The sequence below is a fragment of the Nitrospirota bacterium genome, from assembly GCA_040757335.1.
GTDB lineage: Bacteria > Nitrospirota > Nitrospiria > 2-01-FULL-66-17 > 2-01-FULL-66-17 > JBFLXB01.
The window spans coordinates 68803-95407 of the sequence record JBFLXB010000010.1 but is presented as its reverse complement, the minus strand read 5'-3'; the positions used below and the strand labels follow the sequence as shown (position 1 = coordinate 95407).

Annotated in this window: 22 protein-coding genes and 2 tRNA genes; 12 read left to right on the top strand and 12 right to left on the bottom strand. The window is 64.1% G+C overall.

The window, feature by feature from the left end:
- Positions 1 to 65: 65 nt before the first annotated feature.
- The 5 genes from AB1451_07630 to AB1451_07610 form a co-directional block, all read right to left on the bottom strand.
- Positions 66 to 1052, bottom strand: a complete 987-nt coding sequence (locus AB1451_07630; protein MEW6682780.1) for a cytochrome c, class I — start codon at positions 1050 to 1052, stop codon at positions 66 to 68.
- 165 nt (positions 1053 to 1217) lie between these two features.
- On the bottom strand, positions 1218 to 2048 hold the full coding sequence (locus AB1451_07625; protein ID MEW6682779.1) for a cytochrome B6: 831 nt from the start codon (positions 2046 to 2048) through the stop codon (positions 1218 to 1220).
- 39 nt (positions 2049 to 2087) lie between these two features.
- The gene (locus AB1451_07620; protein MEW6682778.1) at positions 2088 to 2858 is read right to left on the bottom strand and encodes a cytochrome b N-terminal domain-containing protein; all 771 of its coding nucleotides are present in this window, start codon (positions 2856 to 2858) and stop codon (positions 2088 to 2090) included.
- Between the two features lie 85 nt (positions 2859 to 2943).
- Entirely contained in the window at positions 2944 to 3516 is a 573-nt protein-coding gene (locus AB1451_07615) for a ubiquinol-cytochrome c reductase iron-sulfur subunit (GenBank protein MEW6682777.1), read from the bottom strand.
- Between the two features lie 51 nt (positions 3517 to 3567).
- The gene (locus AB1451_07610; protein MEW6682776.1) at positions 3568 to 4092 is read right to left on the bottom strand and encodes a carboxypeptidase-like regulatory domain-containing protein; all 525 of its coding nucleotides are present in this window, start codon (positions 4090 to 4092) and stop codon (positions 3568 to 3570) included.
- Positions 4093 to 4575: 483 nt separating this feature from the next.
- Between AB1451_07610 and AB1451_07605 the strand changes: the two genes are divergently transcribed.
- The 8 genes from AB1451_07605 to AB1451_07570 are packed head-to-tail and all read left to right on the top strand — an operon-like array spanning position 4576 to position 18384.
- Positions 4576 to 4818: a DUF1844 domain-containing protein gene (locus tag AB1451_07605; protein ID MEW6682775.1), complete on the top strand. Its 243-nt coding sequence runs from the start codon at positions 4576 to 4578 to the stop codon at positions 4816 to 4818.
- Between the two features lie 48 nt (positions 4819 to 4866).
- Positions 4867 to 8760 carry a translocation/assembly module TamB domain-containing protein gene (locus AB1451_07600; protein ID MEW6682774.1) on the top strand — a complete coding sequence of 1298 codons (3894 nt, stop codon included), beginning with the start codon at positions 4867 to 4869 and terminating at the stop codon, positions 8758 to 8760.
- Complete coding sequence (gene bamA / locus AB1451_07595; GenBank protein MEW6682773.1) at positions 8757 to 11558, top strand: outer membrane protein assembly factor BamA; 2802 nt, start codon at positions 8757 to 8759, stop codon at positions 11556 to 11558. The genes AB1451_07600 and bamA overlap by 4 nt, the downstream gene beginning before the upstream one ends.
- A 27-nt stretch (positions 11559 to 11585) precedes the next feature.
- A complete protein-coding gene (locus tag AB1451_07590; GenBank protein ID MEW6682772.1) occupies positions 11586 to 12239 on the top strand; it encodes a DUF4390 domain-containing protein in 654 nt (217 codons plus the stop codon).
- Between the two features lie 59 nt (positions 12240 to 12298).
- Positions 12299 to 14551, top strand: coding sequence for an ATP-binding protein (locus tag AB1451_07585; GenBank protein ID MEW6682771.1), 2253 nt, complete (start codon positions 12299 to 12301; stop codon positions 14549 to 14551).
- A gap of 9 nt (positions 14552 to 14560) precedes the next feature.
- A complete protein-coding gene (locus AB1451_07580; protein MEW6682770.1) occupies positions 14561 to 15946 on the top strand; it encodes a sigma-54 dependent transcriptional regulator in 1386 nt (461 codons plus the stop codon).
- Positions 15943 to 17229: a 23S rRNA (uracil(1939)-C(5))-methyltransferase RlmD gene (rlmD, locus tag AB1451_07575; protein ID MEW6682769.1), complete on the top strand. Its 1287-nt coding sequence runs from the start codon at positions 15943 to 15945 to the stop codon at positions 17227 to 17229. The genes AB1451_07580 and rlmD overlap by 4 nt, the downstream gene beginning before the upstream one ends.
- Positions 17230 to 17283: 54 nt before the next feature.
- Positions 17284 to 18384, top strand: a complete 1101-nt coding sequence (locus tag AB1451_07570; protein ID MEW6682768.1) for a hypothetical protein — start codon at positions 17284 to 17286, stop codon at positions 18382 to 18384.
- A gap of 62 nt (positions 18385 to 18446) precedes the next feature.
- On the opposite strand, the gene AB1451_07565 is transcribed toward AB1451_07570, so the two are convergent.
- From AB1451_07565 to AB1451_07535, 7 genes are all read right to left on the bottom strand, one after another.
- Positions 18447 to 18785, bottom strand: coding sequence for a hypothetical protein (locus AB1451_07565; GenBank protein MEW6682767.1), 339 nt, complete (start codon positions 18783 to 18785; stop codon positions 18447 to 18449).
- A 29-nt stretch (positions 18786 to 18814) separates the two neighbouring features.
- Positions 18815 to 20089, bottom strand: coding sequence for a Tol-Pal system beta propeller repeat protein TolB (gene tolB / locus AB1451_07560; protein MEW6682766.1), 1275 nt, complete (start codon positions 20087 to 20089; stop codon positions 18815 to 18817).
- 43 nt (positions 20090 to 20132) lie between these two features.
- Entirely contained in the window at positions 20133 to 20840 is a 708-nt protein-coding gene (locus AB1451_07555; protein ID MEW6682765.1) for a TonB family protein, read from the bottom strand.
- 341 nt (positions 20841 to 21181) lie between these two features.
- Positions 21182 to 21604, bottom strand: a complete 423-nt coding sequence (locus tag AB1451_07550; protein ID MEW6682764.1) for a biopolymer transporter ExbD — start codon at positions 21602 to 21604, stop codon at positions 21182 to 21184.
- Between the two features lie 3 nt (positions 21605 to 21607).
- Complete coding sequence (locus AB1451_07545) at positions 21608 to 22321, bottom strand: MotA/TolQ/ExbB proton channel family protein (GenBank protein MEW6682763.1); 714 nt, start codon at positions 22319 to 22321, stop codon at positions 21608 to 21610.
- A gap of 209 nt (positions 22322 to 22530) precedes the next feature.
- Positions 22531 to 22607: transfer RNA gene (locus tag AB1451_07540), tRNA-Asp, on the bottom strand.
- Positions 22608 to 22725: 118 nt separating this feature from the next.
- Positions 22726 to 22798, bottom strand: a tRNA-Val gene (locus AB1451_07535).
- A gap of 132 nt (positions 22799 to 22930) precedes the next feature.
- Here AB1451_07535 and AB1451_07530 point away from each other — a divergent pair.
- The 4 genes from AB1451_07530 (at position 22931) to AB1451_07515 (ending at position 26598) form a co-directional block, all read left to right on the top strand.
- Positions 22931 to 24127 carry a two-component regulator propeller domain-containing protein gene (locus tag AB1451_07530; protein ID MEW6682762.1) on the top strand — a complete coding sequence of 399 codons (1197 nt, stop codon included), beginning with the start codon at positions 22931 to 22933 and terminating at the stop codon, positions 24125 to 24127.
- 226 nt (positions 24128 to 24353) lie between these two features.
- Positions 24354 to 24923: a 16S rRNA (guanine(966)-N(2))-methyltransferase RsmD gene (gene rsmD, locus AB1451_07525; GenBank protein ID MEW6682761.1), complete on the top strand. Its 570-nt coding sequence runs from the start codon at positions 24354 to 24356 to the stop codon at positions 24921 to 24923.
- Positions 24920 to 25408, top strand: coding sequence for a pantetheine-phosphate adenylyltransferase (gene coaD / locus AB1451_07520; GenBank protein ID MEW6682760.1), 489 nt, complete (start codon positions 24920 to 24922; stop codon positions 25406 to 25408). The genes rsmD and coaD overlap by 4 nt, the downstream gene beginning before the upstream one ends.
- Positions 25405 to 26598 carry a pyridoxal phosphate-dependent aminotransferase gene (locus AB1451_07515; protein MEW6682759.1) on the top strand — a complete coding sequence of 398 codons (1194 nt, stop codon included), beginning with the start codon at positions 25405 to 25407 and terminating at the stop codon, positions 26596 to 26598. The genes coaD and AB1451_07515 overlap by 4 nt, the downstream gene beginning before the upstream one ends.
- Positions 26599 to 26605: the final 7 nt, after the last annotated feature.

The following is a 26605-nucleotide window of genomic DNA, read 5'->3' as shown; positions in this document are numbered from 1 at the left end:
GCGCCACACACATGGCGCTGCAATGAGCCCGCCGGCTGATCGCGGCGGGGGAAGGGAGCAACCGGTTACGTTTTGCGCTTCGCCGCGGACTTGGACCCCGGCTTGGCCTCGTCGGACTTCGCCACCACCGGCTTGCGATACGGCGGCAAGTACGCCATCGGGATCTTCTCGACTTTGGGATCGCGCAGACTCATCACCCAGGCGGTGAGCATCCACGTCTGCTCTTCAGTGAGTTTGTGGATGGCCACAAAATTCGGCATGATGGTGCGCCCTATCCACTCCTCCTGGCCGGTTTCCTTGTTGACCTGCTTCTTTCCCGGCGTGATCTTTTGGGGGTCGACGAAGTGCTCGAATTCCCATTGCGCTTTGGTGTGGACATCCGACTCCACGTGCTGGAACTCATGGACAAGGTAAAACGACAACTCGGTCCGGCTGCCGATGCCGGACAGCTCCGGCGCAGCCACCGCGGTCCAGCCGTATTGTTTGATCGCGTGGCACGCTCCGCACTTCATGAATGCCGTTTCGGTCACGAACTTCTTACCGAACATGATCGCGGGCGCTTCCGGATACTCGACGCCCGGCTCGTGGATGTCGGTATGACAGCGCGCGCAAGCCGACTGCACCATCACGCCGGTCGCCAATTGACGATCCAGGTGGTGGACGATCCCGTGGGTCTTTTCGACCACCGTGGCCTGGCCATCGCCGTCATGGCACACCGTGCACCCAAACTTCTCGAACGGGTGGCTGTTCATATAGGTGTCCAGAAACGGATGCGTCGTAAAGGGTTGGGGTTGGTCGGCAAACGCGGGGTTGGCAATTCCCATGTGGCAGTTGGTGCAGCGATCGATTCGGCCCAAATCCGGCAACCACGTCTGCACCAACTTGGTCGGAGTCGCCGCCAACTTGGGATCACCCATCTTCTCGGCCAACAAGCGGTAGTATTCGCGCTGGTAGGGTTTCCACTCGGGATTCTCTTCCTTGTAGACCACGAATCCGAATAGCCCCAGCAGGGTCAGACTCAGGATGCCGAACAGGATATTTTTTCCCAACATCGGTTCACGACTCCGGGTTGAGGGCGGTGCTCTGTAGGTTATTTCTTAAAGGATCGCTCGAGCCAGATCGCCAGGCCCACGAACAGCCCCATGATCAGCCCAGTGCCGACGATGATGAAGAGTCCGATTTCGAGGTTTTCCATCGACATCGTCTCGCCCTTTCCGCTAGATCTTAAACCACGGTGTAATCAACATGTATTTGATGTTGAACACCAGTCGGAGCATCACTTTAAACGGCACCAACATCATGGTCATGAAAAATGCCATCATGACGTTATAGCGGACGAATCCGAGCGAGTCATAAAACTTCCGGAAAAAGAGGAATGGGATGGAGAAACCTACGGTATAGAACACGATCGTGAACACGTAGGTCAGCAAATTCGCGTTGGATTGCGCGATGCCGAGTTTCTGGGAGAAGATGATCTCCAAATCGATCAGCGCGACCGCGGACGCTTCTTTATGGAGTAACCAGTTATCCCACGGCCAATACCACTGCCAGTCTAGGCCCCTCATATAGACGCCGATGACGATGAAGATGTACCAGAGCGCCAGACCGAACGAAAACGTCAGCACCGCGAACTTGCGATCTTGGTAGTTATACTGGCCGATGCCTTTGGGGTTGACGTCGATGTAGGGCACAACCATCAACCCGACAATGATGAGCCCGGGTAGTACGACGCCCGCCAACCAGGGGTCGAAGAAGACCAACAACTCCTGGAGCCCCAGGAAGTACCACGGCGCTTTCATGGGGTTGGGCGTGGTGTCGGCACTAGCTGACTCTTCGAGCGGCGCCCCGGAGATGAGGCAGAGCACCATCAAGACAATCGTCGAGGCCAGCATCGCCAGGAACTCAATGTACACGAGGTGGGGCCAGGTGAAGGCGGTTTCCTCTGGGGGCTTGGGCGCTCCGGGAGCCGTGCCCCGGACGAGTTCCGCCAAACCATAGGGCTTTTTCTGACCGCTGGTGGACGCGTGTGCCTGAGTCTGATCAGCCATAAGAACTCCTCACCTCATCTTCCGACGGCGACGGACCCGTCACAAGGGGCCGGAGAACCCGTCTTTGCGGATCCTCCAAAAATGCACCGCCATGAAAAACGCAGCAATCAGCGGTAACCCGACGCAGTGCAGCACGTAGAACCTGAGCAATGCGCTCTGCCCCACGACTGTCCCGCCCAGCAGCATGAACCGGATGTCGTTGTCCGGACGCATCCCCATCTGCAGACCGAAGGGTCCCGCCACGCCGATCACAGGGGTCGCCTCCGCCATCTTCGCGCCCACCGTAATGGCCCACAGCGCCAGTTGGTCCCACGGCAGCAGATAGCCCGTCCACGAGAGGATCAAGGTCAGCACCAGCAGCACGACCCCGACCACCCAGTTGAACTCCCGCGGAGGCTTGTACGATCCGGTCAGGAACACCCGCGTCATGTGCAGCCACACCAGGAAGACCATCGCGTGGGCCGCCCATCGATGCATGTCCCGCATCAAGTTCCCCATGTAGACGACGTACTGGAGATCCTTGATGTCGTTATAGGCGCGACGGGTATCCGGTACGTAGTAGAACATCAGGAACACGCCGGTGATCGTCAGGATGATGAACATGAAAAACGTCAATCCGCCGAGACACCACGTGTACCGAATCTTGAGCGCACCCCGCTTGACCCGCACGGGGTGAAGGTGGAGGATGACGTTCGTGAACATCACGAGCGCGCGGTTGATGTCAGTATCCGGATATCCGTGTCTGAACAGCGATCGCCACACCTGCGTGCTGACGATCTGTTGTTGGAGCTTTTCAAACCAGCCTGTCATGCGGTCTCCCCTCCTCGCTTACGGGGTGCAGCCTGCATTGCGCCCCGTAGCGGGGAATGCAGTACGTTGCCTCATTGCATACGCTCTAGACGTTGACGAAGAACGGAGGAACCTCCCGCCCTTCCTCCGGAACCGTCAATCCCTCTAGGGTCGATTGCGGATCGGGATCCTGTCGCTGGATAAAGTTCACCACGACCTGGCCATCGACCGGGTCCAAGTGAATTGCCGCGCGCCACAGGGTACGCGGAGCCGGGCCGCCACGGACGTTTCCATAAATGTCGTAGATACTCCCATGGCACGGACAACGAAATCGCGCCTGATCCTGAAACCAATTGGGTGTACAGCCCAAATGCCGGCAGATCGCGACCAACACGTACAAGCCCTTCTCGTTGCGGACGACCCAGATTTGCCGTTCTTTCTTCAAGGTGTCCGTGACGCCCATTCCATAGTCAGTGGGTTTCCCGATTTTGAAGATGGTGGGGGGCTCATAGAGCACTTCCGGAAACATGAACCGGAATGCGCCGAAGGCCGACCCGCCGACCGAGGCGAGGAAACCTCCCCACCCCACGAGCGCGAAAAATCGTCGCCGGGACAGTTCCTGTTCTTTGAGTTTCTGTTGAGCGGCCTGGTCTGGTGCAGGCGTTGTTGGAGTACTCATCGGTTCGCCACCTCCCTTCCAGGCTCGGAATACACTGGCCCCCACCCCGGATCACACATGGGATTTCGCCTTCCGGCGGGCGGATCGGCCCGTCTGTGCCGCGCGCCGCGACTGCTTAGCGCGCAGCCGCCAGTAGATCACGCTCCCCGCCAACGCGGCTCCCCCGGCCCCATACCACCATATCATCGACCGGGATTGGTCGTCCGAGCCTTGCACGGTTGGTCCAAAGTCCACGGTCACCACACGTCGGGTGCGATGGTCTTTGGGGTCGTAATCGGCCCTGATCGTCGTGGTCTCGTCTCCTGCCGCGACGGTCACGGGGTCGCCCGCATCTTTATCATGGAGATGAAGCAGCACCGCATAACGCCCGCTGCTGTCGGTCAAGGCGCTTTCGCTGAGGTTGCCTCGCGGATGCGAAACAACCACTTTGAGGTTCGGACGCGGTGTTCCGTCCGCTGCGCGGACGGTCCCCGTGACCTCGAACCGGTGATCCACCTCGTGCGTGGCCCAAGCCGGCGCCCCAATTGCCAACCACCCCCACGTACTTGCCAACGCCACGCACACCCACCGGCTCAACCCATCCCGGGATCGGCTCTGTCTGCCGCTTGGAATAGCCCACTCGATGCTTCGCCATGTGAGTGGACGTCTTCCGCCCCTGTAAGCGCGAACTTCGCGCAGCACATTCTCAAACACAACGCCAATCCGTTCACCGCGCCAAGGCAGATGCGCCAAACAGCCCTCGGAGGAGACGTATGCTACAACAGCGATTTTTCGGTTGTCAATCATTTTCTGCAATGCATCGTGAGTTGCCTCGCGTCGGCAAGCAGGCCCCGGACCTTCCTCCGCGGTTTGTTGAAATCTCGTTCCGGGCCGTGTTAAGGTGGCGCGCATTTTGAGGAATTCGCCATGATCGAGCGCGAAGAAGACCAAGGCTTCACCGTCTCTGACCGACGGGGGGCGGCTCGCGAGCGCTCTGCTTCCGCCGAGCCCTCTCCCCGGCCTTCTCCGGCGGCCGACGCCGGGCCGACATCTGATCAAGCACCGGCTGATCACGGTCCCATGGGTCCGCCGGACTTTTCCGGCCTGCTGCTCTCGCTGGCGTCGAGCGCGCTCATGCACCTGGGAGCTCCCACGCCTGACGGGAATACCTCGCCCGTGAACCTTCCCCGCGCGCAAGAGATGATCGATTTGCTGGGCGTCCTGGAGGAAAAGACCAAGGGCAACCTCACGCCCGACGAGTCCGCCCTCTTGGGAAACATCCTGTATACCCTCCGCCTGCGGTATGTGGAACACGCCCGTTAGTCGGGTCCCGCCGGTCATCCCGTAGTCGGAGGCTGTTCCGACCGACCCATGCGCACAGCCCTCCGCGTCGGCGCGATCGGTGTGGTCATTCTCGCCGTCGCCGCGGTCGTGGCGTTCGTGACGCAGCGCGACAAGGTCCTCGCGCGCCTGGCCGCCTCTCTGACCGAGACGCTGAGCGCACAGCTCGGGGGCCGCGTCGACATCGGAAGGATCCGATTCGACATGGTGCCGTTGACCCTCGTGGTCGAGGGCGTCACGGTTCACTCGCTCTCCGACACCGTTCCCGTCGCGCCCCTGTCCGTCGACCGCGTCACGGTGCGGCCAAGCCTGATCTCATTCCTCACTGAAACCCCGGTCATCCGGTGGCTCCGCATCGAGCACCCACGCGTGACGATGGTCACCATCGAAGGTGGGATCACGAACATCCCGCGCCTGGGCGGAGACGCCCCTCCTCCGAGCGACGGGGGTCCTGCTGTGCTCATCAGGCGCATCGACATCGAAGACGCCGAGGTCAGCTATCGTTCGCCGACCGCCTCCGTGTCTCTGAAGGGTGTCAGCGCCGTGCTGTATCCGGATCTGGTCACGCGTCACGTCACAGCCGACCTGACCGCTCCCGGCGGCACCGTGACGATCGGCGCCCGCACATCACCGTTCGCCGAGACCCGTCTGCAGATCGTCGCGGAGGGACGGCGCATCACCGTCACCGAGTTCTCGCTCGACGGCGCGGGTATCTCCGTCTCCGCGAAGGGGACTCTGACGTTCGATGAGACGCCGGCGCTCGACCTGTCCGCCACCGGGGCGATTGATCTCCAGCCCCTGCTCGCGGCGTGGACCGCCTCCCACCCCCTGGGAGGACACCTGACTGTGCGCGCGCGGGTGACCGGGCCGATCCGGGAGCCGACCTTGCGCGGAGACCTCGCCGCCAAAGTCATCACCTACCACGGGGTCGCGGTCGGTGATCTTTCCACCGGCTTCGACGCCCACAACGGGCGCCTGGCGCTCACCGACGTCACCGGCCGAGTGCTCGGCGGCTCCATCCTTGGACACGGGAGCCTGGATTTCGGGGCGGCCCCGGTGGCGTGGTCCGCGGAAGCGGAGGCATCGCGCCTGCGCCCGGCAGCTCTGCTCCAGCGTCTCACACAGCTAGACGCTCCGCTTCCCCCGCATGAGATCTCGGGCCCGTTGCGGATTACCGGCCGCGGGCTCTCCGTGGACGCCCTGGAAGGACAAGGTCGACTGGCTATCGCGATGACTCGACCGGCGCCTGAGTCGGCGGCACCCGCAACAAACGACCGCCTTCGCGCGTTGGTCGGGTTGGTGGTTTCGGCGGACATCCCGTGGACCCTTCGCGCCGGACGTCTGAACCTGGACACCGCTTCCATCGCTACCGACACGGGACGGGTATCGGTGACCGGCTCGGTGACGGTCGCAGGTGACGCCGACCTGACGCTGGACGCGAGTGGACAAGACGTGGCTGCCGTCACCGAGGCCCTGGGCCTGCGTTTTTCCGCGGGCGGGGTCGGGGCGTTTCGCGGTCGCTTGGCCGGCCGACTGACCGCTCCAACCGTGGAGGGTCGGGCTGAAATCCGCGATCTCTCCCTGCGCGGTCATCCCGCCGGGGACCTGGCCACCACGCTCCGTTACGCGGAGCGGACACTGTCGTTCCGCGACACCGTATGGCGGAACGGCGAAGCACGGTACGACACGGTCGGCAAGCTCACGTGGGAAGGAGAGTCGGTGCCGGGTTTCGACCTCACCGCGACGCTGCGGCGTGCCCGCGTGGAGGATGTGCTGCCGATCGCTTTCCGTGCACTGCCCATCCGCGCGGCCGTGGACGGGACGTTCACGTTCCAAGGCTCTCCCGCCGACTTCCTCATCAGCGGCGACCTGCGTCTGGACGACGGCGCCATCTGGGGACAGGCGTTCGATGAAGGCGCGGTCAGCATGGCGATCAACCGCCAGCGGATCTCGTTTGCGCGCGCCGCCCTGCGTCGGGGAGAGAGCGAGGTCCGCGGGCACGGCGCCATCGTCTACCGCGAGGGATTCGAGGCGCAGTTCGAAGCCCCCACGCTCCACCTGCAGACGCTCAACCTGTTTGCGCTCAACGATCTGCCGATTTCGGGAATCGCCTCGGCCGTGCTGGCCATGAAGGGCACGTTCGCCAAGCCCGAGATGCACGGATCCGCCACCATCGACTACTTGGAAGGCGCGGGGCAATCGTTGGGTCGAGGTCGCGCGACGCTCGACGTGGTGGACCGCCGGCTCGTGCTCAAGGCGGCCCTGGACGATCAACGCGCCGAACTGTCGGCCGTGTTGCGCTGGGAACCGCAGTTTCCGCTCTCGGCGGTCCTGACGATCGACAACAGCTCGTTGGTCCCTTTGCTGCGTCCGTGGCTGCCGGCAGCCATCGCTGACATGAACGCCGCGCTGAGCGGGCGGATCGCGGTCAACGGTCCCCTGTTGCAGCCGCTCGACTGGCGCGTGGAGACGCGGCTCACGCGGCTGTCCGCCGACGTCGGCGAATACGTGGTCGAGAACCAGGAGGATCTGGTCTTCACCATGGATCGGGGCCGCGTGACCGTGGGTGCGTGTCGCTTGCGCGGCACCGACACGACGCTCACGGTCTCGGGCAGCGTCGATCTGTTTAAGGAGTACGACCTGCTGATCGTGGGGGAAGCCGATCTCCGCCTGACCCGCCTGTTCGTGCCCACCGTCACGTCGGGACGAGGGAAAACGTATCTTGTGCTGAAGATTTCCGATCGTTGGACCAGCCCTAAAATCCAGGGTGGCGTCACCATTCAAAGCGCGGTGATCAGAACCCGCACGCTCAGGCAGCCGATCACGGTGGACACCGTGGGTCTATTCTTTAACGAGCGCCAGGTGGTGCTGGAGTCGCTCGAGGGTTCGCTCGGCAACGGACGCGTCTCGGCGAGCGGACAGATCCAGCTCACCGGTTTCCGTCCCAGCCGGTTTGGCGTCCTGGTCGACCTTTCCGGGATACAGTTTCCCCTGATGGACGACCTCGTCCCCACGTTCAGCGGCCAGTTGGTTTTGACGGGCACCCCTGACGCGCAGAGCCTGCGAGGCGAACTCACCATCGACCGCGCGTTGTACAGCACGCGCCTCAACGTTCAGGAGTGGATTCTCGACTTGCGACGGCGCGCCCAGGAGCAGGCCGCGACCCCGGAAGCCCCGGCATTGGCGCGCGGATTGTCGCTCAACATTCACTTCACGGGACGAGAACAAATCTCCATCAGGAACAATCTCGCCAACGCAGATCTGGAGGTCGATCTGCTGTTAAAAGGTACCGTCGACCATCCCTACCTCATCGGCCGGATCGAGACCCGGGACGGCACCCTCACGTTCCGTAACAACACATATCGCGTGCAGTCAGCCACGTTGGACTTCGTGGATCCCAACCGCTTTCGCCCGGTGATCGACTTGCAGGCCACCACGACGGTGCAGGACTACGACATCACGCTGCAACTCACAGGCACGATCGAGAAATTCGCGCTGGGCCTGACATCCGACCCCTCGCTGAGCGAGACCGATATCTTGGCGCTGCTCACCGTCGGACGAACCACTGAACAGGTCGCACAGTCCGAGCAGAGCGTGGGCCGGGAGGAAGCAGCCTCGATCGCCATGGACGCTCTCCTGGAGGAGGGCGTCCAGCGCCTGCCCGGCGTCGATCGACTGGTAGACAGCTTCCAGATCGACCCGCGCTATGATCCCGAGCTCGGAACTAGTACGCCGGAGCTGTCGGTCGGCAAGCAACTGTTCGAAGACCGGCTGGTTCTCCGTTACAGCACGACGCTCGAGAGCTCGGGTCGTCAAGGCGTCCGGGTCGAATACGAGCTCGCCCGCAACGTCTTTCTCATCGGCGAGCAGGATTCCCAGAGGGGCTTCGGAGGAGACATCCGATTCCGGTTCGAGTTCCGATGACGGCGCGCGCGCGCGGGGTCTCCGCCGCGTTGATCTGGGCCGTCTTCACGTGGCCGTCAATGGTAGCCGCCGACTCGCTTTCGGAGCCGGGCCAATTTCAGGGACGAGCGATCGTGGCGATCGAGCTTCAGGGCCCGACCGCACCGGATCGCGCCACGTTCGAACGGGTGACCCGGATTCAACCAGGCCGGGCGTATTCGGCTGCAGCCATCCGCCGGGCAATCGCTGAACTCGCCGGGACCGGAGACTGGTCTGACATCCGGGTCTCGGCCGATCCCCGCGACGGCGGCGTCGCACTCACGATTGCGTTCGTCCCGCGCATACGCATCAGCCGCGTGCAGTTCCACGGCCACCGCCAGTCGGCCGCCGAGCTGCGAAAAGCCGCCGGGCTCAGACCGGGCGACGAACTGATCGAAGCGGACATTGGCGCGGCCAAGGACCGTGTGCGCGCCTGGTACGAACGCTCGGGGTACATCGTCGACATCACCGCGGATGTCGCGCTCGAAGAGTCCGCCACCAGGGCCCGCGTCACATTCGCCATCCAAGAGCGCGACCGCTTGCGGCTGCGGTCGATCACCTTCCCGGGCACGCCGGCATTCTCGAAGTTTCGCCATTGGATCGCCCTCCGGACGGCGCCAGGCGAGTACGTATCGCGCGACCACCTCGAGCAAGGACTGGACCGCCTCCGGGGTGTGTACCGAGACGCGGGGTATCTCAACGCGAGCATCGGACCCATCGAGTGGACCACTAGCCGGCGCGGCATAGAGATCGCGGTCCCGATCCAGAAAGGAACGCACTACCGGGTCGACATTGAGGGCGAGACCGGGGTCGGCAAGAAAGCCCTTAAAAAACAGATGACCTTCTTCGACGACCCGCGCGACGACGAGGAAGCCCTTGCGGAGGAAGGCGCACTCCTCGCCCGTTTCTTGACGGACCGCGGCTACCGGCGGGCCGCGGTGCGAATGGAACGCCACGTTGACCCCGACGGCACCGTAGTGATCCGTGTGGTGGTCGACGCTGGCGAGCCGTTTCCGTTGCGAGAGGTGGTCATCACGGGCAACATCGCGGCGTCCGACGCGGAGCTGTCGGCGTTGCTGGCCACGAGGCCGAGCGGGTTCTGGCGAGACCGATACGCCGAACAAGAGACCCTGGACGGCGACCGGCAGCGAATTCTCTTGTGGTATCGCGGGCACGGGTTCCTGTCCCCCCACGTCGCGACCCGCGTCGAAGACGCCGACGACCCTCCACGCGCCACGGCGGTGTTCGCGGTGGAAGAGGGCCCGCAGACCCGAATCAACCGCGTCGAGATCGAGGGACAGGGCGCGATTTCCCTGGAGCTGATTCTGCAACGGTATGAACTCCAGGAGGGGGCGCCGTACGTGGAGGTACGGCTGCGGGCGGCGCGGACGGCCATGCTCGAGGCATACAGCGAGCTCGGCTACGTCCACGCAACGGTCGACACCGCGCCCACCATCAGCCCGGATCATACGCGCGCCGACCTGCGCATCACGATCGACGAGGGCCTCGCCGTGAAGGTCGGCTCGATCACGTTGTCGGGGAATGAACGGACCCGCGATCACGTGATCCTCCGCGAGCTGACCATCAAGCCGGGCGATCCCTACAACCCGCAGCAAATCTTCGAGAACCAACGGCGGGTTTCGCAACTCGGATTTCTGCGTGAGGTCCGGCTGGCTCCGACCGACCCCGAGCGCCAGGAGGCGATCAAAGACTTGCGCCTCTCGGTCAGAGAACGCGATGCCGGAATGGTGGACCTCGGGGTCGGCTATTCCAACTACGAAGGGATGCGGGGCTTTGCTGAAATCACCTATCGCAACCTGATGGGCCTCGGGCGACGAGCCGGTCTACGGCTGGAGGGGAGCCGAATCGAGCGCAAAGCCACGCTCAGCTATCGCCACCCCTGGCTGTTCAATCGGCGAATCGACGGAAAAGCGGCGCTGTATCACGAAGTCCGCGAGGAAGAGACACGTGGGTACCAACTGAGCGCCTACGGATTCAGTGCAGGTGTGGATCGAACCCTGCGTCCTCGGCTGTTTGGTTCGCTGGTCTACGATTATCAAATCAACCACTTCGAGGAACTGACGACCGACGATCCACAATTCCTTCCGTTCGATGAGGATCGGGCCAATATCGGCAGCCTCACACCCTCGCTGGTCTGGAACACGCGCGACGATTTATTCAACCCCCGCACCGGCGTGCTCGCCACCGTGGCGTTCGAAACCGCCGCGTTGCTCCTTGGCTCTCAGGAACAGTACTGGAAGGTAACGGCAGGCACCAGCCGCTTCATCCCGGTTGCGACGCCGCTCGTCCTGGCGTTGGGTACACGCTTCGGGGTGGCCAGCCGGTTTGGTGAAACCCGGGAAGCCCTGATTCAAGAGGCGACCCAGCAGAACACGGACCCACGTATTGCCCTCCTCCTGCCACCGAACGAGCGGTTCTACGTCGGAGGCCGGAGTTCGATCCGTGGCTACGAAGAAGACACTGTGGGGCCGAAGCTGGACGACGGCACGCCCACCGGCGGAAACGTCTTCTTGTTGCTGAATGCGGAGCTACGCGCGACCGTGGTCGGGTCGCTCGGCGTGGTGGTGTTCTGGGACGGCGGCAACACGTGGTTGGACCAGGATTCCATTCGTTGGACGGACATCAAAACCACGGTGGGGATGGGAGTCCGTTACAACACGCCGGTTGGACCGCTCCGCCTGGACTACGGGCACAAGCTCAATTGGGAGCCGGGCGAGGCGCACGGCACCTATCACTTCACGCTGGGTCACGCCTTCTAAGATTCGTGGTAAGATGCGCCGACCTCCATGAGCCCAGCTACCGCGCCGCGCATCGAGAACACGCGTGGGCGGCGCGGGTCCGCCACCGCGGTAGGACCCCGCCGGACGGACGTCGTCCGTTGGCTGGCGATCGCGCTCGTTTTTCTCGCGATTTCCCCGTCGGCGCACGGCGCGGATGAAAGCATCGACCAACTGTCGGTCAAGCAGCAGGACGGCCGCATCTACGTTTCGGCGGTGCTCAACCCGGGATTGAGCTCCCATCTCGATGACGACCTTCGCCAGGGATTGGCAAAAGACTTATACTATTATCTTGTTTTGAAGCAGCGCCAGCGCGTCTGGTTCGACGAAGAGATCGCGGCGGTTACCGTCAAATACAGCATCAAATACGACCTCCTCAAACGGGAATACGTGGTGACCAGCCGATTGCCGTCGGGCGTGACCCAGACCATTGTCCCGGACTTCAAGTCGGCACGCGACCTGGTCTCCCGCGTGAATCACGTCCCGGTCGCGGACGTCCACCATCTGAAACGCGGAAAGAAATATCTGGTGAGCGTCAAGGCGGAAATGAAGGCGCCGCAACTCCCCCTCTACCTGGATTATTTTTTGTTTTTCATCCCGTTCCTCGAAATCGACACCGAGTGGCGCGACTCCGCCACATTCCGGGCGCCCGATGGTCCCTGACGTCTGGAAGGGTAAGGTGACGCGTGGGCGGCAACGCCGCACCCCGACGAGTGGGGCCGATGGCTGCTAATCCCTCATCGCGCCGCTGGTCCAAGAGAGGCCTGCGGGCCCTCTGGCTGACGCTGATCTTGATCTTCCTGTCGATCTCCGCGACCACGCTCTACTACAAGGGTCTGGCAGCGCCCTCGCCGTTTTCCAACAACATCCTGGTCTTGACCCTGGTCAACGTCAATTTCATCCTGGTCATTCTCCTGACGCTGCTGCTCTCGCGCAACCTGATCAAGCTGTTTTTCGAGCGCCGGCACCGCCGCCTGGGAACGGGGTTCCGCACCAAGATCACCGTGGCCTTCGTCGGTTTGTCCCTGATCCCGTCGTTACTGCTGTTCGTGGTGGCCGGCGGATTGTTGACCTCCGCGGTGGAAAGTTGGTTCGGCGTCCAGGTCGAACGGTCATTGACCAGCGCGCTTGGAGTGGCCCAGACCGTGTACCGAGAACACGAGGCCGGGATCTTCACCCACGGAGGGGCGATCGCCCGGGAAATCGTGCGCCAGAGGTGGGGGCATTCCAATGGCCAACGCGAGTTGACCGCGTTTCTGAGCGCCGAGGCCGCCGGTGCCCACCGACGTTCGATCTGGTTCCTCCCGCCGGGAGCCCGTCCGGGCGGGGCGACGGCCTTGAAAGACGGGGCCGTACGGGCGGTGGCCCCGGGCGCGCAACCGCCCTTCGACGCCCCACCGGAGGGAGTCTTGGGCGCGCGCGCCGAGCGCAGCGTGGTGCGGTCGGCCGAGCACGGCGACGTGATCTGGGGAGCGGTCCCGGTGGTGGGTCAGGACGGGACCGCGCTCGGCACCGTGGTGATCGAGAGCGTGATCCCGCAGGAACTGGTCGCCCAACTCGAAGGCATCAGCAAGACCTACGAAGATTACAACCAACTCAAGACGTTCAAGAACCCGATCAAAGGCGGGTACATCCTGTCGTTCCTGATCATCACGTTGCTGATCATCTTCTCCGCGACGTGGTTCGGTTACTACGTGGCTCGCGGCGTCACGGTACCGATCCAACGGCTGGCCGAGGGCACCCAGGCGGTGGCGCAGGGCAATTTGGACTTCACGATCGACGTGGAGGCCAGCGACGAGTTACGCGTCCTGGTCGATTCCTTCAACACCATGACTCGAGACCTCAAAGCGAGCAAGGAGCAGGTGGAGCGCGCGGCCCAGTCGCTCACCAGCTCCAACGCGGAACTCCAGTCTCGGCGGACTTACATGGAGACCATTCTGGAGACGATCGGCACCGGGGTCGTGTCCGTGGATGGCCGCGGTCGGGTCACGATCTTCAATCAGGCCGCGGAGCGCATCCTGGGCGTTGCCGCCGCGGACGCGCTGGGCCGCTCGCCGCGCGAGCTGTTCGAAGCGCGTGCGCTCGACGCCGTCGCCGACCTGTTGGACCCCGCCTCGGCCGTGGATGACGTGCTTGAACGCGAACTTCAGGTCCAGGCCCAGGGACACCCGCTGTCGCTGAGGGTCATCGTGTCGCGACTTGGACGCCCGGAACAAGATCTCGGGCTGGTCATGGTCTTCGACGACCTCTCGGACCTGATCAAGGCCCAAAAGGCCGCGGCGTGGCAGGAGGTGGCGCAGCGTATCGCGCACGAGATCAAGAACCCGCTCACGCCCATCCAACTCTCCGCCCAGCGCCTGCGCAAGAAAGCCGTGGAACAGGCGCCCGATTTGATCGCGGTGGTGGACGACGCCACCACCGCGATCATCAATGAGGTCACGAGCCTCAAGACGATGGTCGACGAGTTTTCCAGTTTCGCCCGTATGCCGGTGCCGCAGCCGGAACTGCTCGACCTGCACGACGTGCTCAGGGAAGTCATCCAGTTGTACCAAGCGGCCTATCGCGACGTCCGCGTCCACGCGCGGTTCGACGCCGCGCTGCCGCCCGCGTTTGTCGATCGCAACCAGATGAAGCGCGTGTTCACCAACCTGGTGGAAAACGCCGTCGAAGCCGTCAACAAACGCGGGGAGGTGTGGGTCGTCACCTCGCTCTCCCCCCACCCGCCCCGCATCCGGATCGAGGTGGCGGACGACGGCCCCGGCATTCACCCGGACGACCGCGACAAACTGTTCTTGCCCTATTTCTCGAAGAAGAAAACCGGCACCGGGCTCGGGCTGGCGATCGTGCAGCGTATCGTGTCGGACCACAACGGGTATATCCGCGTAGCGGATCGGCAACCGCACGGGACATCGTTCGTGGTGGAACTGCCGGTGGCGCCGGATGCGCGGCCAGCGCGCGTCCCAGCCGCAACCTAGGAGCTGACGATGGCGGATACCATCCTCATTGTCGACGACGAACAGGCCATTTTGCAGGCGCTGTCCGCGATCCTGGGTGATGAGGGATACCGGGTCACCGCCACGGCCGACGGCGGTTCCGCGGTCAAAGAGCTCGTCAAGGAGCCGCCGTCCGCGGTCCTGCTCGACATCTGGATGCCGGAACAGGACGGGCTGGAGACTCTTCGCCAGATCCGCGAGGCCGCTCCCCAGGTTCCGGTCATTATGATGTCGGGCCACGGCACGATCGAGACCGCGATCAAAGCGATCAAACTTGGGGCCTACGACTACATCGAAAAGCCCCTGTCGCTCGACAAGGTCTTGCTGCTGGTCAAACACGCGCTGGAGACCAAGCGGCTCAGCGAAGAAAACCGGCGCCTCAAGGCCACCATTACGCGGCAATTGGCCTTGATCGGCGACAGCCCGGCCATGACTCGGCTCAAGGCCCAGATCGCGTCGGCCGCCGCCTCTCACAGCCGCGTGTTGATTTCCGGTGAAAACGGCACCGGCAAAGAGGTCGTCGCGCGCCTGATTCACGCCAACAGCCCGCGGGCGGGTGGACCCTTCGTGGACGTCAACTGCGCCGCGATTCCGGACACGCTGATCGAGAGCGAGCTGTTCGGCCACGAACGCGGGGCGTTTACCGGCGCGACCGCGATGAAGCGCGGCAAGTTCGAAGAAGCGGACCGCGGCACGTTGTTTCTGGACGAGGTGGGCGACATGAGCCTCCCCACTCAAGCCAAGGTCCTCCGCGCCCTCCAGGAACAGCGCTTCACCCGGGTCGGTGGGGGCAAGACATTGGAGGTGGACGTGCGCGTCATCAGCGCCTCCAACAAGGACCTCGCCGCCGCTATCACGCGCGGCACGTTTCGCGAGGACCTCTTCTACCGCTTGAACGTCATCCCGCTCACGGTGCCCCCGCTCCGGGAACGCCGCGAGGACATCCCGGCGTTGGCCGCGCACTTCCTCCGCGAGATCGCGGCCGATCAGGGCCTCGCGCCGAAGAGCCTCCACCCCGAGGCGCTGGCCGCCCTCACCCGCTACCGGTGGCCGGGCAACGTGCGCGAGCTGCGCAACACCATCGAGCGCCTGCTGATCATGGTGCCGGGATCGGTGATCGGCCCGGACGACCTCGCGTCGTCATGGGGCGGCTCCGTCGGCTCGGACCATTCGGCCGCGTCCATGCCCGCGGTCGGCGGCTCGCTGCGTGACGCGCGCGCCGCGTTTGAGCGCGAGTTCATTACCCGATCACTGCGAACCCACGAGTTCAACGTGAGCAAAACCGCCGAGGCGCTGGGGCTCGAACGCAGCCACCTCCACCGCAAGATCAAGATGCTGGGTATTGCGCTGCGGCCGGAGCACGGCGAAGACACATGACAGCGGTCGGCGACCTTGTCCCGCTCATGATCGAGAAGGTCGTTCACGGGGGACGAGGGATGGGCCGATGGGACGGGGCTCCCGTCTTCGTGGCCGGCGCTCTCAACGGCGAACACATCGCCGCGCGCGTCACCGCGGTGCGTAAGGGCTATGCCGACGCTGCCCTCGAGCAGGTGGTCACGTCCTCGGCGCAACGCGTGGAGGCTCCATGCCCCTCCTTTCCCGCGTGCGGCGGCTGCCAACTCCAACACGCGGCCTACGACGCCCAGTTGGCCCTCAAGCGCGACATCGTCCGGGAGACGCTACAACGGCTCGGCGGCCTCGACATCGATGTCCCGCCGGTCGTCCCCTCGCCTGAACCGTTTGGTTACCGCCTTCGCGCTCAGTTGAAGATCGCTCGGAGCGGACGCCCTCCGGCCATCGGCTACTTTGCGGCCAGAAGCCATGACGTCGTCTCCGCGCCCACGTGCCTGGTGTTGCACCCGAGACTTCAAGCCGCTCTCACCGTGCTGCGCGAGCTCGTAGCCGGCTCCGACGTCCGGCTGGCGAATGTGCGGGAGGTGGAACTTCAAACAACGTCGGCCTCCGACGAGTGTGTGATCGTGTTGCACCTCGACTCGCTGCAAATTGGGACGTTGCCGGCCCTGGCGCGAACGTTGCGGGCACAGATTCGGCTTCGCGGACTGGTCGCGTACACGCCGCGGGGACGCCGAATCGATGGCGGAGATTGGCTCGAGGAGCGGATCAGCGGCCTGGTCTGCCGGGTGAGCGACCGGACGTTTTTGCAGGTCAACGCCGGCGCGAACGCCTCCCTGGTCGGCACGGTCGTGGCGTGGGCCGCGTTGCAAGGCGGTGGACGCGTGGTGGACCTCTACGCGGGGTTCGGGAACATCAGCCTTCCGCTCGCGGCCACCAGCCGCGTCACCGCCGTGGAATCGTCACCCACCGCCGCAGACGACGCCCGTTGGAACGCGCGTGCGACCGGGCGGCGCGTTCGGGTGGTGGGCCGTCGCGTGGAGGCGTGGACGCCGACCGCCGATGATCTGCGACCCGAGGTGGCGGTCTTGGACCCTCCGCGCGCCGGGCTCAGCCGTCGCGCGCTCGCACGGGTGCTGGCGCTTGACGCCCCGCGCCTGCTGTACGTGTCCTGTGAGCCGGCGACACTGGCTCGCGACGCGCGACGCTTGGCCGATGCCGGATACCGCGTGACGCGACTCCAGAGCTTCGACTTCTTTCCCCAGACCGCTCACGTCGAAACCCTCCTCGAACTCAGCCGTCGTTGACAACGCACACTCCTGTGGTATAGCTAGTGGTCACGTGATTCACCAGACCCTCAGATGACACGCCGGCGAGCGCTCATCTCGCACCCGCTAGTGATCGCACTGGCCTGGTATCTCACGGCGAGTCCGTCGGCACTTGCACTGGACTTTCACGGCTTCGCAGACATCTCGTATCGACACGACCTCCATAACGACGCCACCCCTGAGGAGAATAACGGCGCATTCGTCGTCGGCCCGATTGACTTTTTCCTGGCGGAGTCTCTCGGCCCACGCGTGAACATGCTCGCGGAGTTCGCGTTCGAGTCGGGCATCGTGGACGTGGAGCGGTTGCAGATCGGCTATACGTTTTCCGACGTCCTGAAGGTGCAGGCCGGGCGGTTTCACACCGCACTCGGCTACTGGAACACGGCCTACCACCACGGGACGTTCTTATACACCACGATCGAGCGCCCCGTCTTCCTGGAGTTCGAGGACGATGGCGGACTCCTTCCCCTCCATACGGTCGGGCTGGCGCTGACCGGACGGAGGTTCTTCCCGTCCGGAGAACTCTCCTATCACATCTTGGTGGGCAACGGTTCTTCGATCACGGACGAAGAGGGCACCAACGTGCTCGACCCGAATGCCGAAGCCGACCCGAACAAGAACAAGGCGGTCGGCGTTCGTATCGCGTGGGCCCCAAGCGCCCTCGCCGGCTGGGCGGTGGGAGCCAGCGCGTTCAGTAGCCAGGTGATCAACCAGGGTTCCCTGGTCGTCCCGCCCGCCCCCGCGCCAGCGCTGGAGGTCGCCCAGACCATTGTCGGCGCCGACATCACCCGTACCGAGGGACCATTGGAGATTCTCGCAGAGTATTTCGTGGTCCGGGACAAGGACGAATTGGCGGCCGATACCGCGACGCACTATTTCTCCTATGTACAGATCGGCCGTGAGTTCGCCGGGGTCGTCACTCCCTACGCCAGATACGAACAGATGTCCATCGACGAAGCGGCCGCTGATCCGTACATGCTGACCCTGGGGGCAATCGATCAACGGATCGAAACCGTCGGGGTCAGGACTCGGTTGGGAGACCACTCGGTCCTAAAGTTCGAAGGTCGATTCGTCACCGAGGACGGGCTGGATTCCCACCAGGAATATGGCGCCCAGTGGGCGTTCGCGTTCTGAACCTTCTCCCGTGCGAAGGGCGGATGAGACTTCGTAGCGTCGCGACGTCCGGGCGATCAACGTTACCGGTAGCCGCTCTGCTGGTCGATTTTTGCCAACAGCGCGGCGCACACCTCGCGGTGTCGCCTCACCAGGTCCACGGGTACTCTATCAAGGCCGAGCCGCGTCTCGATATCCGCGAGGACGGTTCGGATGGTCGCGGGCGGCGCGTACTCCTCGTCCGCTTGGTATTGCTTGAAGGCGTCTTGAGCCGCGCGATCGACACGACCTTCGACATCATCGGTCTGACCGGCTTCTTGGAGGGTCAGAATCAGACTGGTCAACAGCCCCTCCCGCACGGCGTTGCTCGACAGCCATTTTTTCCCGAGCTTGGCGTCCAGGTCCCGACGCGTCCGACTCACTCGCGAGCTCCTTCCCCCCGACGCGCTTTCTACGGGGACGGCGACCACGCCGGCATCTGATCGTTCCCGGACCCCGACGTCAACACTTCCTCGCCCGTGCCGTCGACGCCGATCACGTACAGGCGGGAGTCGCCTGCGCGGCTGGACGAAAACACCAGGTGCCGACCGCCCGGAGCCCAGAACGGGGTGTCGTTGCCTCCCGGCGCAGTGGTCACTTGGGCCTGTCGCGTCCCGTCGGGGCTGATGAGGCAAACCTGATCGCCGCTGTCGACCCGGCACGTATACGCGATCCAATCGCCTTTCGGTGAGAACGCCGGAGTGGTGTTGTGCGCGCCCTCGAACGTGAGGCGGCGCTGGTCGCTGCCGTCCGCGTTCATCAGGTAGATCTGTGGCGACCCACCCCGATCCGAGGTAAACGCAATCTGTTGTCCATTGGGAGACCACGAGGCCGAGAGGTCCGCACCACGTGCGAACGTGATCCGTTGGAGATTCTTGCCATCGGCGTTCGCGACATAGAGCTCCGGGTCGCCGGTCTGACTCGACGATAGGGCGAGGCGGTCACCCTTCGGAGACCATGCTGGCGACATCGTGGTGCCTGGAAGCTTGAGCAACGGCCACCGGCGACCGCTGACGGGGATGTACGAATGAAGCCCCGGCGGCCCGTCACGGAAGGAGACGAACGTGATCGACGTGCCGTCCGGACTCCACTGCGGCGCCATCGCGATGCTGCGGTCACGCGTGATCTGGATCACGTTCGCCCCGTCGTAATCCATCACGTACAGTTCCTTCTTCCCGGTTCGATCCGACACGAACGCGATCCGCGTCTGAGCAATGCCCGTCTCACCCGTGAAGGAGGAGACCAGCGCGTCGGAAAACTTGTGCGCCATGGACCGCAGGAATGTCCGGTCCCTGCCGCGGTAGGCCTTTTCCGTCACCGCCGACCCGCTGCCCCCGTCGTACCCCTTGCCTTCCCACAACAGTCCGCCGTCGCGTTCCCGGGTCAGCCGCCCCCACACCACGACGTCCGCTCCGGCGGCAGCCACTTCCTTGATGCGCGCCGCATCCGGGGCACCGGACACGCTCTGCGGGGGTAACGATATGACGTCGAACAGCAGCGATCGACGAAGATCCGACTCGATCACCGAACGAAGCGTCGCGGCGTCTTCGCCCGAGCCGGCGGAGGCCTCCACGCCGAGCACGGCTACCGGAATTTTTGCGCCCGCGGAGCGGGAGAGGCCCAAATAGACCTCGGTCCCTCTCCCGCGGTCAGGCATTGCCAGAAAAACCGCCGTGACGACAACCATGGCGAGGCCTGCTGCTATGACGATCCGGCCGGAAATCAATCCGTCACGACATTCGATCGGGATCAAGGAGGAAACTGAAGTGGATTTTCATGTCCTGACCGGGGTATCCATCGGGAAGCGGCGGAAAGGGCGTGGCCCGCAGCACCGAACGCAGCGCCGCCTGGTCGTAAAACACGTCGCCCGAGCTCTGCTCCACCTCGGCGCCGCGGACACTGCCGTCCCGGAGGATGATGAACACCACGAGCACTTCGCGCGCTTCGGCAAACCCTGCGCCCGGCGGCGACCAGTTCTCGTTGATCTTCCGCTTCAGCGCATTCATGTAGTAGGGGTACTTGAGCGCGACGGCTTCCATCAACGGGGTGACGAGTTGGATTCCGGGCTCAGCGGGTTCCGTCGCCTTGGCAACCGGCGCCGGAGGTTCGGGGGTCGGCGGATCGGGCTCCGGCGCTTCCTCAGGCTCCTCGGGGATGTCCGCGGGAGCGGGTTTGACGCTTGGTTTGGCTTTCTCAACGGGCGGCGGAGCGGCCTTCTTGACCGGTGCGGGCTTGGGTTTGACCGGCGGAGGGGGCGGCTTGCGCGGCTCGGGACGCGCCGGAGCCCGCTCAGGCTTTGGTTTCGGCACCTCGTCAACCGGGAGACTGACGAGTTGGACTTCATACGCCGGCGCGATCTGGCGCGGCTTGATCCACGACGGCCCCCACACAAGCGCCACCGCAAACACCACGTGCAGCGTCGCCGACAGGACGACCATTGGACGAAACCGCGTTCGATGTGACGGAACAGTATGTTTCGTCTGAGATCGCATCAGTAACGAGAGTCCCTGTCGGATCGCCCTGCGATCCGAGCCTGTTCAGGAGCGCGCCAGATGCAAGGCGGAATCTGCACCGCGCCGGCAGGCGCGGAATGTAATGCACCATTCCGCTCAGATGGCGAAGCAGCGAGGACCCCGCACCGCAGCGTACTGGGTCGTACGTGGGGCGAGTGGCGCCACGAAGAAGTGGCGCCTAGCCACGAGCGCCGCCGAGACGGTGAGGCGGCCGGGACACCTTTTGAATCACAACGCCGCAGATGGCCGCTCATGGACAGGCTCCCCTATGGCTCGGAGCCGGTCACCGGCTGCGTGACCATCCCCAGCCGATCGATCCCCGCGCGCTTGACCGCGTCCATCACCTCGACCACCGCACCGTACGGGACGTCGCGGTCGGCCCGCAGGTACAACGTGACGTCGGGTTTCTCTCGGGCCAGTTTGCTCAGTCTCCCATCAAGCATGACCCGCGCCACCCGTTCCTTGTCCAAGTACACGGCGCGATCGCGCGCCACCGTGACCACGATTCGGTCCTCCGGCTTGATCGTGTTGACCGAGGATTTGGGCAGGTCGATGTCGATCCCACGCAACATCAGCGGCGCCGTGATCATAAAGATAATCAACAAGACCAGGACCACGTCCACCAGCGGTACGACGTTGATCTCGGCCAGTGGACGTCCCGGGTCGGTGCGTCGTCGATCGCTCAGCATGGGTCACACCCGACGAGAGGTCTCTGAAAGAACCGACGTACCCGGAACCCGCGACTCGACCAATCCGATGAGGTCCTGTCGAAACACGTCGAGGTTGGTGGCATGGCGTCGTATCTGCGTCAGAAAATAATTGTAGGCGATCACGGCCGGGATGGCGGCGAGCAGACCGGCCGCGGTCGCCACCAACGCCTCGGCCACCCCCGGAGCCACGGCCGCGATGCTCGCGGTACCCGTCCGCCCGATGGTCTGAAAGGCCTGGATGATGCCGAGCACCGTGCCGAATAGCCCCACAAAGGGCGACACGTTGCCGACGGTGGCGAGCGAAGACAGGTACTCTTCCTCCTGCAGCAACTGCCGTTCGGAGATCTGCCTCAGGGCACGCTCCAAGCGACGGACGCCTCCGTTGCCCCGACCTCCCGCGTTCGCTTCACTCCCCTCATGGCTCAACGCGGTCCGGTGCGCCTCGGCGAACAACTCGGCCATGGGGCTCCGCACGATCGTCGCGCTGCGGCGCCGAACCTCGGTGGGGTCGTCCAAGGCTTCGTACACGGCCAAAAATCGACGATCCTGAATCCGGACCGTGCGAAACAGTCGCCATTTATAGAGGATCACCGCCCACGAGAAGATCGAGAAAAGCAGCAGCACCACGAGCACCGCTTGGCTCACGGGACTGGCGGACATCACAAGGTCGGCGAGATCGATCGATGAAGAAGTCACTTGCAATCCTCCCGGAATCTATGACCCGCTGACACGACACATGATAGCGCCTGAAGCGAGGGTATCAACTCTGTTCGCAGCCTCGGACTAGGGAGGGAAGAAGCCGCCGCGTGTTGAGTTAGGTCGATAGGGAGCACTGCGAATTTCAATGACCTCTCGCAGCCTCGGCGCGGGGAGTCGCGCCTGCATTGCGCTCCGCAAGCGAGGTATGGCGGGGCCGGCGGGGCTCGAACCCGTGACCTCCGGCGTGACAGGCCGGCGTTCTAACCAACTGAACTACGGCCCCGCACATAAGAACCAGCTCACAGCCCACGGACCATGGCTCACAACGAGCACCGAGACGACCGCTCTCCGGCTCTCCGTGAGCGATCACCCGTGGGCTGACCGCTCGGTTGTCGACGGCATAGGCGGAAGGCGGATCGAACGCCTGACCTCTGCCTTGTAAGGGCAGCGCTCTCCCAATTGAGCTATCCGCCCGTGGGATTCTCCGCGCCGCCACGCGGCGCGCGGCGCGTTGCGATGCCTCAAAAAACCGCGTAGACTATAGCAATCCGAATCGCGCATTGTCAACGAGTCCACCACCGAACCGTCACGCGAGACACGTTTCCGTTGACGCCTCACGACATTCACGACCATCGCCTTGTCATCGCGTGGCTCGCGTCGGGCCTGCTCGCGCTCGCCACGCTGTCCTCCTGTTCGCCGGTTCCCCGCACCCCTCCGACCGGCAAATGGACGAACTTCGAAACCGGGGCGAACGTGAAATCCATCGCCATCAACGGACGGTATCTCTGGCTCGGGTTGTCGAACGGCGTCATCCGCTACGACGCCGAAACACACGATACCCACGAGATCTATACCGCGGCCCGCACCAGCGGCGGGTTGCTCAGCAACGGCGTGTACGCGGTTCGTGTGGACTCGCGCGACCGCGTCTGGATCGGCACTTACGGCGGGGGGCTCTCGGTGTTCGACGGGGCGAGTTGGTTCACGTTCACGCCGTATGGCGCCGGCCGCGTCGTCACGTACGGCGAGCAGTGGACCCGGTATACGCCCGGCCGCGGTCTCGGCGACCTGTGGGTGTATGATGTGGCGTTCGACACCCGCGGCGGCGCATGGGTCGCGACCTGGAAAGGCTTAAGCCGCATCGTGGGGCGCGACTGCTTTCCGTTGAGCCCGGGGCGCGGCGATCACACGTCGCCCGGCGTCCGGCCCTGCGAGTTCGAAACCTATACCGTTGAGGACGGCCTGGTGGACAAGTGGGTCTACGCCATCGCGGTGGACGGCGACGGCGCCCTCTGGCTGGGCACCGAGGGGGGGGTGAATCGGTTCGACGGCACCCGGTGGACCACGTACACGCATCGCGACGGTCTCGGCGCCGACCCGAGCACGCTGCCGTCCAAGACCGCCGGCGAGCCGCCCAGCCCTCACCACACCGCTGAGTACAAGGGGACCGGTCAGGCGAACCCCAACTACGTGCTGGCGATCGCGATCGACGGCACCGGCGCGAAGTGGTTCGGCACGTGGGGCGCGGGGTTGAGTCGCTTCGACGGCAAGCGGTGGACGACGTTTACCAAGGCGGACGGGTTGGGCGGCAACTATATCCACGCGTTGGGAGTCGACCGGGACGGCGTGTTGTGGGCCGGGACCGACGGCGGCGCGAGTTGGTACCGCGACGACCGTTGGCGGACCTACACCACGCGCGACGGCCTGCTCGACAACAACGTGTTTTCCATGGCGTTCGACGCGCGCGGCGTGCGCTGGTTCGGCACGTGGAAAGGCCTCAGTAAGTTAGAATTAGTTCGCCAATGACAACATTCGATTCCGGCCCCACCGCTCCGCGGTGGGAGCCTGTTCAGAAACGTGTCAGATGCAAGGCGCCGCGAGCACCGCACCGGAGCGTACTCAGGGCGTACGTGAGGAGCGGATGCGCAGCGGCAACGCCGCAGATGACCGTTTATGGACAGGCTCCCAGGGTTGACCCGTGTTTTGAGCGCGTGCTAAGGTACCCGGCCCGACGAACGGGGCCGGCACTGCGATGCGCGTGATCGCGGGCCGCTTCAAGGGCCGGCGCTTGCGGGTGCCGAAGGGCTACGACGTACGCCCCACGTCGGACATGGTGAGAAGCGCCTTGTTCAACATCCTGGGATCACGGGTCGAAAGGGCGAAGGTCATGGACCTGTTCGCGGGTACGGGCAGCGTGGGTCTCGAGGCGTTGAGCCGCGGCGCGGCGCACGCCCTGTTCGTCGAAGACGACCCCGCGGCTCGCGCGAGCCTGGAGGCCAACCTGGCCGCGTGCGGCGTGGCCTCACACGAGGCCACGGTGTGGAGTGGTCGCGGCGTGGCAGGCTTGATTCGTCATTTGAAGGCGCACCCCGAAGAGACCGCAGAGCTGATCTTCGCGGATCCTCCTTACCGCCGCCAGGAAGCGCTCCGTCTCCTCAGGCCGTTCGTCGCGGGGCTTGGTCTGGCCAAGGGCGGATATCTGGTGGTCGAACACGCTTATGGAGTCCAGCTCCCGCCGCCCGAGACGCCGGTCGCGTTCGTCAAAACCTACCGGTATGGCGACACGGCCTTGTCCCTCTTCGAGCGGGAGGCGCCGGCATGACGCGCATCGGTGTGTGCCCGGGCACGTTCGACCCCATTACGAACGGCCACCTGGACATTGTTCGCCGCAGCCTGAGCGTGTTCGACACGGTCATTCTCGCGGTGTCGGCGAACCCTCAGAAGGCGCCGTTGTTCGACATCAAGGACCGATTGGAGATGGCGATTGTCGCGACCGACGGGATGGACCGGGTCACGGTGGAGGCGTTCGATGGTCTGCTGGTCGACTACCTCCGACAGAAGGACGCCCACGCCATTATCCGAGGGCTGCGCGCGGTGTCCGATTTTGAATACGAGCTGCAGATGGCGATGATGAACCGCAGCCTCGATCAGACCGTGGAGACCTTGTTCCTCATGCCGAGCGTGGAATATTCGTTCTTGACCTCGACGATCATCAAAAACGTGGCGAGTTACGGAGGGAACGTGGACAGTCTGGTTCCTCCCCTGGTCGCCAGCCGGCTGCGCGAAAAATTCGGCGGGCGCCGATGAAGCTGGCGAAGCGGGTCGGCCGCATCCAACCCTCCCCCACCATGGCCATGGCCGCCCGCGCCAAGGCCATGGCGGCGCAAGGCATCGACGTGATCGATTTCGGCGTGGGTGAGCCGGATTTCGACACGCCCGAGCCCGTCAAAGAGGCCGCCATCGCGGCGATCCGCGCGGGGTTTACGAAATACACGCCGCCGGCAGGAACCGACGAACTCAAGCAAGCGATCGTCGCGCGACTGGAGGCTGACCGGGGGCTGCAGTATCAGTCGAACCAAATCGTGGTGTCGTGCGGAGCCAAACACACGCTCTATAATCTGGCGCAGGCCCTGTTCGAGGCCGGAGACGAGGTGATCATCCCCGCGCCCTACTGGGTGTCGTATCCGGACCAAGTGTTACTCAACGATGCGAGCCCGGTGTTCGTGCCCACCAGCGCGGACAACGGGTTTATCCTCGATCCCCAACGCCTGGAAGCCGCGATCACGCCGCGAACCAAGGCGCTGATCCTCAACTCCCCGTCCAATCCCACCGGCGCGGGGTACGCCAAAACGCACCTCGAGCGCATCGCGGAGGTGGCGTTGCGCCACCGGTTGGTCGTGATCTCGGACGAGATCTACGGCCAGATCGTGTATGACGGATTTCGGCACATCAGTATCGCCTCGCTCTCGCCGGAGATGCAGGCCAACACGGTCGTGGTGGACGGCGTGTCGAAGACCTACGCGATGACGGGGTGGCGGATCGGGTACGCCGCGGGCCCCGCCGCGCTGATGACCGCGGTGGCGACCATGCAGAGCCAGAGCACGTCCAACCCCGCGTCGATTTCTCAAAAAGCCGCGGTGGCGGCGCTGCGCGGTTCACGGGCGTCGATCGACCGCATGGTGGACGAGTTCGCCGCCCGTCGCGCCGAGATGATCCAGCGTCTGTCCGCGATGCCGGGCGTCACGTGTTTTCGGCCCCAAGGCGCGTTTTACGCGTTTCCGCACGTCGCGTGGTATTACGGCAAACAGACCGGATCAACGACGATCAAAAACTCCGATGATCTCGCCACCTATCTGCTCGATGAAGCAAGAGTGGCGGTGGTGGCTGGCGCGGGGTTCGGGGCCGACGGCCACATCCGCTTGTCGTATGCCACGTCGTTGGATAAGATCCGGACAGGGCTCGATCGGATGAAAGCCGCGTTGTCGAAGCTGCATTAAGGAGGTC